Here is an 11,399-nt window from a genome sequence, read left to right as displayed (position 1 = left end):
CCTAGAGTCATGAAAGTTCTTTCGTTGATCTCGACCAAGGGCGGCGCGGGGAAAACCACCGTCGCCGCCAATCTGGGTGGATTGCTCGCCGACTCAGGTTTGCGGGTGTTGCTGCTGGACCTGGACAGCCAACCGACGCTGTCCAGTTACTACGCCTTGTGCGAGCTCCGAGACGCCGGCAGTTACGAACTCATCTCACAACGGCTCACTGCTCACGAGCAGGTGATCACCACCACCGTGATTCAACGCCTTGAATTGATCGTGTCCAACGACCGCGCCGGGCATATAAACACCCTGCTGCTGCAAGCGGCCGATGGCCGCCTGCGACTGCGCAATCTGCTACCAGCCTTCCAGGGTCGTTACGATGTGCTCATCGTCGATACCCAAGGCGCGCGCAGCGTGGTGGTGGAGATGGCCTTCCTCGCCTCCGATTGCGCACTGTGTCCAGTCCCGCCGGAAATGCTCGCAGCGCGCGAGCTGCGCCGCGGCACGCTCGGGCTGTTTGAGGAATTGGAGCCGTACCGCTACCTGGGGGTCGCGTTGCCGTCAGTGAAGCTGTTGCTCAATCAAGTTAACGCCAATCGCCGCGATACCCGCTTGATTATGGAGAGCCTCCAAGATTCGTTTAAGGCCGATCCTCATGTCAGCCTTTGCGCCACAGTGATTCCCGATCGGGTGGCCTACCTCAATGCGGCCTCACTGGGGCTGCCTGTGCACCGCGTCGACTTTGCCCCACCATCCGGTAGCAGCAGCCCTTGCGCAGCTGACGTAATGCGCGCTTTGGCGCTCGAGTTGTTTCCAGAATGGACCGACCTACTGAGCTCCCCAACAGCGTACGAAACTAGCCAAACGTCAACAGCCGGTAGCCGGCTTATCCGTCGCGACTGATCGGAGGATGTGTGATGAAGCCGCCGACCTCCGAAGAAATCACACGTCAACTGCAGCAAGCCCATTTCCCGCAGAAGTCGGACCGTGAGGTCACGGCCGCTCCCGTCGGCGACACACCGATGGTCGTCAGCCTCGAGCAACTGCATCCCTACGAGCTCAATCCGCGATTCATCCGCAACCCGCTGTATGACGAGCTCAAAGCCTCGATACGTGAACGCGGCCTGGACCAGCCGCCTTCCATAACGCGTCGCCCGAATGAGCAGCATTTCATCATCCGCAACGGCGGCAACACCCGCTTGAGCATCCTCGGTGAGTTATGGCAGGAAACCCGCGAGGAGCGTTTCTTTCGTATCCATTGCCTGTTCCGTCCCTGGCAATCCGAATCGCATGCCTTGCTTGGGCACTTGATCGAGAGTGATTTGCATGGCCAGCTCACGTTCATCGAGCGAGCACTGGCTGTGGCGAAGCTCGAGGACATGTTTCAAGAGCCTGGCGCCCCCCTGAGCCAACGTGAGCTCTCCGCGCGCTTGAGTCAAGGTGGGTACCCTGTCTCGCAATCTCATATCAGCCGAATGTTCGAGGCGCTCGAGCATCTGCTACCTGCAATTCCACAGGTCCTCTATGCAGGTCTCGGCAAGCCCGCTATCGAGCGGCTCATCACACTGCGGCGCCGAGCGGAGTCGACCTGGAACCAATATTTCGGTGATGCCCAACAATTCGCGCTGCTGTGGCTAGAGGTGTTGTCGACATTCGACGGTGAAAAATCCGAACTGGATGCGAGTGAGCTGCAGGACGAGCTGATCGCCAAAATGGCCGTGATCCTGAACCAGACGCCCCGCCTGCTGGCCCTGGAAATGCACCAGGAACAGCGTGTGCCGCCTCACGCCTCAAACAACGCTCACCCTCTGCCTCAAAGCTTGGAAGACGATCCTCCACACCCGTCACCAGAAAACATGGACGCCTCCGAAACATCAATCGAGTCGTCCAGTCCCGAGCAACGACGAAGTGGCGGCGACCCAATGTCGGCGAAAGAACCCCGCCTTTCCCATATTCGACAGGCATTAAGCGACGAGCTGCCGGCTGTGAAGCAGCCCGGCGGTATTCACGATGTTCAGTCACCGGTGAGCTCAGCTACACCCCACACCACCATGCTGGATGGCATCCGTGGCTTGCGCGAGACCTGCGCTGCACTGGCGACCGATCTAGCCAAATATGCCGACGCCAGTGCATTGGTCAGGCCGCAAGCTGACGGCCTGGGCTTCACCCTGTCATTGGAGTACCGCGAGCGGCTCAGCCCGCGATACACCGGCATTCAGCTTCTGCTCTCAGCCCTGCTGCGTTTGCAAGATGACGTGGCCTGGGAACAACGTCAGCAGTTGCCGGCCGCGTTGTTTGGTCAGCTGCTGATCGGGGCCTACGACCTGCCATTTGCCGAACGCCCCTCTCTGACAGTTGGCCTCGAGCGGCTCCCCGATGCCCAGTTGGAGCAACTATTTGCGTTGATCCGCCACGCCCGGCGGCTGATCGATATGACGCTGTCGCCCACTCGTTAACGTGAGGAACTGCCTCATGACCACGACTTTTAACCTATTGAACCACGCCATGTTGAACCAGGTGTTGTATGAGCTGCGCCATGGACGCCTGCAGCGGTGCAAGGCCTTGGGGCTGGCCGATGAAGACATCGAGGTACTGCAGTCGCTACCACCAACCACCTTGTCCCATCTGGCGCACTCGTCCATAGCCTGGGTGGAGGTCAAAGTCGACACGACCGTGCTGCGACGCCTCATCGCCCAGGCCGAACGGGACGAACAAAACGAGCGGCTGATCAACCGGGCTCTCAAATTAGGCGCGAGTTCCAGCATCATGTACCGCTGCTTTGGCCTGGACCATTCGGAAACCGCGCTGCGTCGTCGCGTGCTTAAAATCGAGACCCACCGCGGTCGACCGGTTCAGCTCAGCGAAGCGCAAGAACATGCCGTATGGAACCGCTGGAGCCAACTGCGGGGAGACGATCCGGACAACGATCCACTGGACGCGATGATGATGCTGGCGGAGGAACAACACATCAGCCTGACCCTGATCTGGCAGCAGATTGAACTGTACGGAGGTGCGCCATGCTGAACTTCTACCAGGTCGACTGGCAGGATGTGGTGCGCCAGTGCTACGACGCGCTCCGGCGACGCTTGGAGTGGCAGGCGTCACAGGCCCAAATGGCTGCCTCCACTGCGGAGGCACCGCTACGAACCATCTACTATGGCGACAATGATCCGTTGCCCCAAGCGTTGCTGCTTGATCGCCGGCTGACGCCGCTGGAGCGCAACACCTGGCAGGTGTTGCGCTGGTTGATCACCGAACGCCGGGTGAAAACTCCTCGCTACCAGGACCTGCAGCCCTACCTGGCCACCAGCCCCTGCGGTTCCCAGGCATCACGCGAAACCATCGCCCGAGCGCTCAACGTACTCCGCACGACCCGCTGGCTCAGCTTGGTCGACCGATCCCGCGATGCGCAAGGCTGCTTGCGGGGCTGCGTTTACGTGCTGCACGGTGACCCGTTGACTCCCGCCGAACAGCTTGAGCTCGACGGCGGCTACGCATCGCTGCTCCAGCAGAACCTCACCCACGCCACGAAAGGCGTGCGTGACGTGGCGCAGCATGTGATTGAGGAGCTTTACGCAGACCCACAAGTGGCGGCGGTCGATAAGGAGAAACTCGCCTCACCTGCTATGCCAGCTCAGCAGCAATCGCTACCGCTAACCAGCGAAGGTGCGGAAAATTCCGAACCTGGAAAAAGCCACCAGGTTCAAACTGCAGGCGCATCGCCAGCGGATTCCGAACCCTGCAGCAACGCGCCGATTTCGACTGTGATTCGGAATGCCGACGCCGACCGTACAGTACAAAAAGAGAAAAGCAAAACAAGTACGGTACTGGCGCAGGTGGAGTTTGGCCAAGCCCGATGGCCAGAAGACCTACCACTAAGCCCAACCGAGCGTCGCCTGGCCATCCAGGCGATGCGCCAGCTCAAACCTGAACAGCAACAAGCAGTGATCAACGAAGCGGCGGTGCGGTGCGCCCGCGGCGAGATCCGCAAACCGGTTGCCTACCTGATGGGCTTGATCAAGCGCGCATGCCAAGGGGAATTTACCTTGTGGGCGGCCCGTGCCGAGACGACTACACCAGTGACCACGTCCCACAGCGATCCGAAGGTGGAACCGCCCTGCGAGCGTCCACGGCGTAGCGGCGAACGCACGGCCTCTCCACTCGCCTTGGCCTGCCTGGAGGAACTGAAGCAACGTTGTCGCGGCATAGGCGCAGCGCCTTAAGACTGGACGTCAGCGGAATCAATGCCGGTGCCATCAAATCCAGGGAAACCCACTGCCTGTAAATGCGAGTGAACCACCTTCGCGTTGATCCGCGCCGTGCCTCACTGAACAGCCCATTGTCTGCGTCATTCCGACGGCGAGGTACTGGCGATGGTCGATCACTATCAGCTCAACCTGGGCTCCCTGCGCAGCAGCATCACCCTCACGCTGCACACCCATCATGCCGCGCGGTTGTGGCAAGGCCGCATGGCCCGCGAAGGTGTGCACCCCATCATGGGCATGGCCGGCTACATCAGCGTCACCAACCTGCTCAAGCACGCGAGCAGCCAGGACGACCCATTCGCTGACTGGTTCATGCTCCAGCTGGAAGACAAGCTGCTGCAGGCCAAGGCCGAAATGCTTACATTGACCAGCCAGATCAGCCAGGTGGAACGCGACCTGCCCACCCAAGTCGATGTCGGCGACAACCTCAACATCCATCCAGTCACTTTGCCGCTGTTCATCGGCAGCCAGCTCGGCTTTCTCGCGGTCTACCTGCTGACCGACTACGACACCTTGGTGCGCCGCGTGCTGCTCGCCCATCACACCGCCTTGATCGGCCGCAGCGACATGGAGGTCTGGATCGATCGTGGCGCCCATCTGCTGCGCAGCCTGTTCGGTTTAGCGCAGCGTTACCGCCTGGCCGGGGTCAGCCGGGATGACATGGCCGCGAACAACGCCCGCGCCCGCGAGGCCATTGACAAGTTCGGCACGCCACCGCGAAACATTCTCGAGGGCAGCCGCCGCTCCCAATTTGCCCCACCCATCGCGCGCGGCTCCACGGCCTCGATTCGCGATGAGCCGGATCAGGCAGAGGCTCAGCCCGCACAGGACGTTCCGTCTGAAGGGGGTGAAGCATGACCTTGGCCGAGGCAATCGCCCGGCGTTTGTCAGCGGATGCCTATCGCGAGTTCGAACAAGGTGCCTCCCTAAAAGGCCTTTTAAAGCCTTTTAAGGGTAAGGGGGATCTGCAGCAGTTCGCCGAGACGATCCTGCGCCTGCGCGCCAGGGTCGCCGGACTGATGGGGGTGATGCTGACCATCATGGCGCAGTCTCCCTTCTCGCTGCTGGACCTGCGATTGGTCGTCCAGCACAGCGCCTCCGGAACCGATTTCCTGCGCTGGCGCAGCTCGGACTTCCAGCGCATGGGGGTACAGGTGTGGCAGCAAGCGATGGCGCTTCCGCATCTGGCGCCTTCGCTGCGGGAGGCGCTGTACCAACTGGAGGTCAACCGCGTCACCCTGAACCTGCAGATGAGTAGCCTGCAGTCACTGTATCGCCAGGCCGAAACCGGCGTCAGCAAGCTGCACGCCGCCGAGACCCTCTTCGATCTATCCCGTTCCCCCACCAAGGAGTAGCAAGCATGAGCACTTTTTTTGTTGGTGAAGGCAACATCGGCAGCGCCCCGGAGTTTCAGGAGTTCAACAACCCCCCGGATGAACCGCGACGCCTGTTGCGGCTGAATGTCTATTTCGACAATCCGGTACCGCGCGAAGGCGGCTACGAGGATCGCGGCGGCTACTGGGCCCCCGTCGAGCTCTGGCACCGGGACGCCGAGCACTGGAGCACCCTGTACCAGAAAGGCATGCGCATCCTGGTCGAGGGCCGGACGGTCAAGGATGAATGGGAGGACAGCGAGGACAACGCGCGGGTGACGTTCAAGGTGGAGGCCCGACGCATCGGCATCCTGCCCCACCGTCTGGCCTCGGTGTCCATGCGCGAAAAGGCCAATGAAAGCAGCGGCTCCGGACGCAAGGGGGCTAGCAAGAAGACCCCACGCAAGACCGGCTAAGCGGGTGGTCCTCAGAGGAATCACGGCCTGCAGCGAGATACCCCTGAGGACTCGCTGCCCGCTCGGCGCGCAACGCTGGATACTGCAGGTGGTTCAATGCCGCCGGGGCTCTCCCCGCTGATCAGCATCCAGCAGCTGCGTCACCTCAGCCAGGTACTGGTCCAGAGCAAGAAATGCCCGCCAGTGCGCCTGGCTTTCCTGAACCCATGCGATCAACCTCGCGCGCGCCTTCGGATTGTCCGGTTCCAGGTGGGTTGCCATGAACAACTCGTAGGCCTTGAGCGCTAACGCATCTGCCTCACGCTCGTTAGATCCGTCCAAGCCGTAACCTCCGTTTTGACAGGTGGGTTATCACACTCAATTTGAGTGATACGCCTCATAGGGTTGCTAGTCAACCTTACAAGGCGTTCATATATTCGGGTTGCTGGTCAACCATACGGGTCGAATTGGAGAGCGCCCCCGTTGCCAGTCAAAGAGCCTAGCCCACAACACATCGGTCGCCAGTTGGCGAAATATCGCCGCGCACGTGGTTTGACCCAAGAGCAAGTCGGCGAGTGTCTGGAAATCGGCGCCGAAGCCGTATCGCGCTTTGAACGCGGCGTGGTCGAACTGACCGTCAACAAGCTGCTGCAGTTGGCCGATATGTACGGCTGTCCCGCCGATGAGCTGCTGCTAGCCATCAGTCCTCGCCCCCAGGACCAAGGCCAGAGAATTGCGTCCCTGATCAACGAGCTTGGCGAAGCAGATAAAAAGTTTGCCTTGGAGTTTCTGCAAACGCTGGCCGCTCACCTCGCGCGAAGGAAGTAACCTTTCACCGCCATTGAACCGCCGATATGATCTCGGCGCATTCGGGTTTTCGCTGGTTCTCTCACGCCACACCGCCACCCTATCGGTACCTCACCGAGAGGGCCCTCGTATGCGCCTGTTTATTTGCGAAAAACCATCTCAAGCCCGCGACATCGCCCGCGTGCTGCAGGCCAGCCGGCGTGACGACGGCTGTTTGCAAGGCCAGGGGGCCACTGTCACCTGGTGCATGGGCCATCTGCTGGAAACAGCACCGCCTGAGGCTTACGGTAATTACAAACGTTGGTCGCTGGAGGACCTGCCGATCATCCCTGCCCACTGGCAGTTGGTGGTCAAACCCAAGGTCGCCAGCCAGCTGAAGGTCATTCAGCAACTGCTGCGCTTTTGCTCCGAGGTGGTCATCGCCACGGACGCCGACCGTGAAGGCGAGATGATCGCTCGGGAAATCCTTGAGCGCTGTCAGTACCAGGGACCGATTCTGCGCCTGTGGCTCTCCGCCCTCGACGATGCCTCGATTCGCCGTGCACTGGGCACGCTACGCCCAGGTGAGCAGACCTTGCCGCTGTACCACTGCGCCTTGGCACGCTCACGCGCGGACTGGCTGGTGGGTATCAACCTGAGCCGGCTCTTCACCCTGCTCGGGCGCCGCGCCGGCTTCGACGGCCTGCTGCCGGTGGGGCGTGTGCAAACGCCGACGCTGCGTCTGGTGGTCCAGCGTGATCGGGCGATAGCAGGCTTCGAGTCTCAGCCGTTCTGGACGGTCGATGCGCAGCTGGAGGCGGACGGGACGCTCTTTCAGGCGCGCTGGCAGCCACCGACCGCAGCCTGTGACGAAGCCGGTCACTGCATTCACGAAGTGGTCGCACAGAGCGCGGCGCGACGCTTGAGCCAGCAGGGGACTGCCCAGGTCCGCCGCATCGAGGTCGAGCGCGTGCGCGAAGGCCCGCCGCTGTCGTTCGATCTGAGCACGCTGCAGGAGATCTGCTCGGCTAAGCTTGGCCTCGGTGCCCAGGAAACCTTGGCGGTGGCCCAAGCCCTGTATGAAACCCACAAGGCAACGACCTACCCACGCACCGACTGCGGCTACCTGCCGGAAAGCATGCTGGATGAGGTGCCGCGCGTACTCCACGCCCTGGCGGCGGCCGCCCCGTCACTCGGACAATGGCTGAAGGAGGCTGACCCCAGCCGACGCTCCCGGGCCTGGAACAGCAGCAAGATCACCGCCCACCACGGCATCATCCCCACTGCTGTGATGCTAGACCTGACCCAGCTCTCCGAACGCGAGCGGGCGGTTTACACACTGATTCGCGCCCGTTACCTCGCACAATTTCTGCCCGACCATGAGTACCTGAAAACCCAGGTGGTGTTGCACAGTGACGAAGATCAGTTACTGGCGCGCGGCAAGCAAATCCTGGCACGCGGCTGGAAGGCGGTGATCGACGAGGCCGACGGCAACGAACCTCTAGAGCAAACCCAACGCTTGCCCACACTGCGCGAGTCGGCAGCGGTGGCAGTGACCGACACCACGGTCAACGCGCAGCGCACACAGCCCCCCAAGCCCTATACGGAAGGCACACTGGTCAAGGCCATGAAAACCATCGCCAACCAGGTGGATGACTTACGACTCAAACAAAAACTCAAGGACAGCTGCGGCCTCGGGACCGAGGCCACCCGAGCGGCGATCATCCAGGGCCTGATCGATCACGGGTACCTGACCAAGAAAAAACGCAACCTAGTCGCCTCGGCGGCGGCACACACCTTGATCGAGGCCGTGCCGGCGGAGGTCGCCGATCCGGCGCTGACCGCACTCTGGGAGCAGGCACTTGATCGTATTGAGACGGGACAGTTGAGCGTCGAAACCTTCCTCGCCAGGCAGGCGGAATGGCTGACCCGGCTGGTGCATGGCCACGCTTCGCTCACCATGCCGCCAACGCTTACCAAAGGCCCGCGCTGCCCCGTGTGCCGCAGCGCCATGCACCAGCGCAAAGGCCGCACCGGCAGCTTCTGGTCGTGCACCCGCTATCCCGAGTGCAAGGGCACCAAGCCGGTCGCCAAACCCAAGCGCACCAAGCAGCCAGGCGCCTTCTGAGCGGGCATGTGTGACTTGACGGCGTACGGCAGCACTGGTGTAGTGATCAGGTCCGTCGCCGCTTGGCGACCCCAGACCGATTCGCTCCGGGCAGCTCGGTCAGACTCGAAGAGTTCGGAGCCGCATTTCACTTTTTCTTCGGATTTCTCCCCAGCGTTTCAGGTCCCCAAAGTGGATGACCCGTGCGGCTTGGTGTCAGGTCTCAGGGGTCATCCGCTTTGGCGACGATGCTCAGCACCGGTGCCCGCCGGCGAAACACTGGGCACCTTTTGTGCGCGGATGCGTGCCAGTTGATTTCGACCCAGGCCACGACAAGGGTCGGTTGATCCAGGTGGATCGACAGCGGAGGTTTTGCGATGAAGTCCGGTGTCACGTTACCGGGTCAAGGGTGGTCTAGCTCTTCCTAGCCTGATGACCGTCGGGCTATTTTTTCGTCACGCAGAATCCATTGAGTGCCACCCACTTCCGCCCGTCCAAGCCTCCCCCAATCGACTGTTGACGAGTCGTTGGCGCCGTTTTATAGATGAACTGCACACCGCTGTCGTTGACAGCGTCCAGGTAGCTGGAACCTTTAAGGCTACGCCCGTTTCGGGTGGTTCTCCCCCAGTGCGATCAGCGCTCGGCAGCTCGCACGGTCACCGAACTTTCGGTGATGAGCGCCCTTCTACCGATCACGCTTTCTTTGCACCTCCACCTTGCGGAACTCACCAGCCGCCAGGGCCGGTGGATATCCGCGTTTCTGCTGAACAGGAGATCCACCATGACCACTGCAAGCAATAATGCTCCCACCACCTACTTCAACCTGCACACCCAAGGCATTGGTTACTTAAACCGCGTTCGCGAAGTCCCTGTACGTCGCGGGCAACCGTTCATGGCCTGTGACATTGCCGCCTTACACGGTGCCTCGGACGACGTCGAGTACACGCGCTTCGACTGCAAGGTCTCCAGCGGTGAAGCCGAACGGCTGATTCGTGAACACCTGGAAGACGTCCGTGCTGAACGTAAGGTCCTGATCGCGTTTCGCATTGGCGACCTTTGGGTTGACCCCTTTCTTTACGAAAAAGGCGAGCGTAAAGGCCAACCCGGTGCCAGCCTCAAAGGCCGGCTGATCTTCATCGAGTGGATCAAGGTCGATGGCCAGTTCAGCTACCGAGCACCTGCTCGCACCGACTCCCCCGCCGCTATCGACGCTGCAGCGGAATCGGACCAAGCCGACACCGTCGCCGAACAGCACCAACCCGCCTCTGCCCCCGCGCGCAATTCCACCGCAGCACGTCAGTCTGCCTGAGGCACATTGACCGCCACCAACAGGCGCTCCCACGAGCGCCTGTTATCCACTCACGTCGGAGGCCGTCATGGAAAGTTTCTGGCTCTGCGAGGAATGCCTGCAAGCGGTCGCGCATGACGATTTCAGCGCGCTTTCGCTGTACTACAGCGAGGCTGAAATCGAGCAACGCATCGCGCACCTGCGCACCGAACTGCAGGCCCTGATGCCACTGAGCGCCGATTTCGATCTGCAGAACGGCGCCGGCATCGAGTCCTTTTCCACCCGAGCGTGCGAGGGATGCCAAAGCCCGCTACACGGTGCGCGTCATCGCTTCACGCGTCTGTGAATCCTGCACTCCCCCAGGGGGCGCTCCATCTCCTACGAGGAATTGCCCATGAACATTGCCCTGAACCTGGTCGACGCGCTCGACCCGGCATTGGCCCAACGCGCCCATGAGGATGCACTGATCACCGAAGCCCTGCAGTTGCTGGATCAACGTTACTTCCAGCGCGGCGAACTGCTGTTGACCCCCTCCGACGCTGCAGCCTACCTGAAACTGCGGCTCGCCCCTTACCAACACGAGGTGTTCGCGCTGCTTTGCCTGGACTCACGCCATCGCGTGCTCAGCTTTGACGAACTGTTCACCGGCAGCATCGACGGCGCCTCCGTCTATCCACGCGAGGTCGTGATCAAGGCGCTGGAGCACAACGCCGCCGCCGTGATCTTCTGTCATAACCACCCTTCCGGTTGCCCGGAACCGAGCCCCGCCGACCGGGTACTCACCAAACGCCTGACCGAGGCCCTGGCCCTGGTTGAGGTGCGCGTCCTGGACCACATCATCGTCGGCTCAGGCACCCCGCTTTCGCTCGCCGAAAATGGCTGGATCTGACAGCCCACTCCCTCCCAGGAGGTCACCGCCAGTTCGGGGTGGCCTCTGCGCCTCTTGAGAACCATCATGCCCCCATCCTTTCGCAATCCCTTCCTTCGCGGTTTCCGCGACCTGAGCTACGAACGCGTCGTCCAAATCAGCTAGGCCGACAATTGTCCACCCTGCTACCGCCCTCTGCACCCGGCGCAAATCCAACTGCCCAATGAGGGCATCAATTCCAACCCTGCCTGTTCGATGACAACTGCGCGGTCATCACCGACGGCCGAAGCGTGCCCAGATTTGTCCGCATGCGCTGCCTGGGCGCCGGCCTG

General features: G+C 61.5%; 13 protein-coding genes. 12 read left to right on the top strand and 1 reads right to left on the bottom strand.

Going from position 1 to position 11,399, the window contains the following annotated elements:
• Positions 1 to 9: 9 nt before the first annotated feature.
• The 7 genes from A7K61_RS12100 to A7K61_RS12070 all read left to right on the top strand — a co-directional run bounded on the left by A7K61_RS12100 (position 10) and on the right by A7K61_RS12070 (position 6,039).
• Positions 10 to 888 carry a ParA family protein gene (locus tag A7K61_RS12100; protein WP_069557633.1) on the top strand — a complete coding sequence of 293 codons (879 nt, stop codon included), beginning with the start codon at positions 10 to 12 and terminating at the stop codon, positions 886 to 888.
• A gap of 14 nt (positions 889 to 902) precedes the next feature.
• Entirely contained in the window at positions 903 to 2,441 is a 1,539-nt protein-coding gene (locus A7K61_RS12095; protein ID WP_069557632.1) for a ParB family protein, read from the top strand.
• Between the two features lie 16 nt (positions 2,442 to 2,457).
• Positions 2,458 to 3,009, top strand: a complete 552-nt coding sequence (locus A7K61_RS12090; RefSeq protein ID WP_069557631.1) for a DUF2857 domain-containing protein — start codon at positions 2,458 to 2,460, stop codon at positions 3,007 to 3,009.
• On the top strand, positions 3,003 to 4,208 hold the full coding sequence (locus A7K61_RS12085; protein ID WP_069557630.1) for an STY4528 family pathogenicity island replication protein: 1,206 nt from the start codon (positions 3,003 to 3,005) through the stop codon (positions 4,206 to 4,208). Before A7K61_RS12090 ends, A7K61_RS12085 begins: the two co-directional genes overlap by 7 nt.
• Before the next feature lie 150 nt (positions 4,209 to 4,358).
• Positions 4,359 to 5,108, top strand: a complete 750-nt coding sequence (locus A7K61_RS12080) for a PFL_4669 family integrating conjugative element protein (RefSeq protein WP_069557629.1) — start codon at positions 4,359 to 4,361, stop codon at positions 5,106 to 5,108.
• Positions 5,105 to 5,605, top strand: coding sequence for a DUF3158 family protein (locus A7K61_RS12075; protein ID WP_069557628.1), 501 nt, complete (start codon positions 5,105 to 5,107; stop codon positions 5,603 to 5,605). The genes A7K61_RS12080 and A7K61_RS12075 overlap by 4 nt, the downstream gene beginning before the upstream one ends.
• A gap of 5 nt (positions 5,606 to 5,610) precedes the next feature.
• Positions 5,611 to 6,039, top strand: a complete 429-nt coding sequence (locus A7K61_RS12070) for a single-stranded DNA-binding protein (protein WP_069557627.1) — start codon at positions 5,611 to 5,613, stop codon at positions 6,037 to 6,039.
• Positions 6,040 to 6,132: 93 nt separating this feature from the next.
• Here the strand turns inward: A7K61_RS12070 and A7K61_RS12065 are convergent, their stop codons facing one another.
• Positions 6,133 to 6,360: a hypothetical protein gene (locus tag A7K61_RS12065; RefSeq protein WP_069557626.1), complete on the bottom strand. Its 228-nt coding sequence runs from the start codon at positions 6,358 to 6,360 to the stop codon at positions 6,133 to 6,135.
• A gap of 141 nt (positions 6,361 to 6,501) precedes the next feature.
• Between A7K61_RS12065 and A7K61_RS12060 the strand changes: the two genes are divergently transcribed.
• The 5 genes from A7K61_RS12060 to A7K61_RS12040 all read left to right on the top strand — a co-directional run bounded on the left by A7K61_RS12060 (position 6,502) and on the right by A7K61_RS12040 (position 11,088).
• Positions 6,502 to 6,846, top strand: coding sequence for a helix-turn-helix domain-containing protein (locus tag A7K61_RS12060; protein ID WP_069557625.1), 345 nt, complete (start codon positions 6,502 to 6,504; stop codon positions 6,844 to 6,846).
• Between the two features lie 109 nt (positions 6,847 to 6,955).
• Positions 6,956 to 8,932, top strand: coding sequence for a DNA topoisomerase III (locus A7K61_RS12055; RefSeq protein WP_069557624.1), 1,977 nt, complete (start codon positions 6,956 to 6,958; stop codon positions 8,930 to 8,932).
• Between the two features lie 760 nt (positions 8,933 to 9,692).
• Positions 9,693 to 10,220 (top strand): STY4534 family ICE replication protein, encoded by a 528-nt coding sequence (locus A7K61_RS12050; RefSeq protein ID WP_069557623.1) that lies wholly within the window; start codon positions 9,693 to 9,695, stop codon positions 10,218 to 10,220.
• A 67-nt stretch (positions 10,221 to 10,287) separates the two neighbouring features.
• Positions 10,288 to 10,545, top strand: coding sequence for a hypothetical protein (locus tag A7K61_RS12045; protein ID WP_069557622.1), 258 nt, complete (start codon positions 10,288 to 10,290; stop codon positions 10,543 to 10,545).
• A gap of 48 nt (positions 10,546 to 10,593) precedes the next feature.
• A complete protein-coding gene (locus A7K61_RS12040; RefSeq protein WP_069557621.1) occupies positions 10,594 to 11,088 on the top strand; it encodes a JAB domain-containing protein in 495 nt (164 codons plus the stop codon).
• Positions 11,089 to 11,399 lie beyond the last annotated feature (311 nt).

It is taken from the genome of Pseudomonas sp. AP42 (assembly GCF_001728935.1).
GTDB classification, from domain to species: Bacteria; Pseudomonadota; Gammaproteobacteria; order Pseudomonadales; family Pseudomonadaceae; genus Aquipseudomonas; species Aquipseudomonas lactis.
This window is presented reverse-complemented; position numbering and strand designations above follow the sequence as displayed.

What these genes read in the sequence shown, in the direction of transcription:
- A7K61_RS12100 (WP_069557633.1), top strand. Translation starts at nt 10, where the DNA reads ATGAAAGTTCTTTCGTTGATCTCGACCAAGGGCGGCGCGGGGAAAACC.
- A7K61_RS12080 (WP_069557629.1), top strand. Translation starts at nt 4,359, where the DNA reads ATGGTCGATCACTATCAGCTCAACCTGGGCTCCCTGCGCAGCAGCATC.
- A7K61_RS12050 (WP_069557623.1), top strand. Translation starts at nt 9,693, where the DNA reads ATGACCACTGCAAGCAATAATGCTCCCACCACCTACTTCAACCTGCAC.
- A7K61_RS12085 (WP_069557630.1), top strand. Translation starts at nt 3,003, where the DNA reads ATGCTGAACTTCTACCAGGTCGACTGGCAGGATGTGGTGCGCCAGTGC.
- A7K61_RS12040 (WP_069557621.1), top strand. Translation starts at nt 10,594, where the DNA reads ATGAACATTGCCCTGAACCTGGTCGACGCGCTCGACCCGGCATTGGCC.
- A7K61_RS12045 (WP_069557622.1), top strand. Translation starts at nt 10,288, where the DNA reads ATGGAAAGTTTCTGGCTCTGCGAGGAATGCCTGCAAGCGGTCGCGCAT.
- A7K61_RS12075 (WP_069557628.1), top strand. Translation starts at nt 5,105, where the DNA reads ATGACCTTGGCCGAGGCAATCGCCCGGCGTTTGTCAGCGGATGCCTAT.
- A7K61_RS12095 (WP_069557632.1), top strand. Translation starts at nt 903, where the DNA reads ATGAAGCCGCCGACCTCCGAAGAAATCACACGTCAACTGCAGCAAGCC.
- A7K61_RS12090 (WP_069557631.1), top strand. Translation starts at nt 2,458, where the DNA reads ATGACCACGACTTTTAACCTATTGAACCACGCCATGTTGAACCAGGTG.
- A7K61_RS12070 (WP_069557627.1), top strand. Translation starts at nt 5,611, where the DNA reads ATGAGCACTTTTTTTGTTGGTGAAGGCAACATCGGCAGCGCCCCGGAG.
- A7K61_RS12055 (WP_069557624.1), top strand. Translation starts at nt 6,956, where the DNA reads ATGCGCCTGTTTATTTGCGAAAAACCATCTCAAGCCCGCGACATCGCC.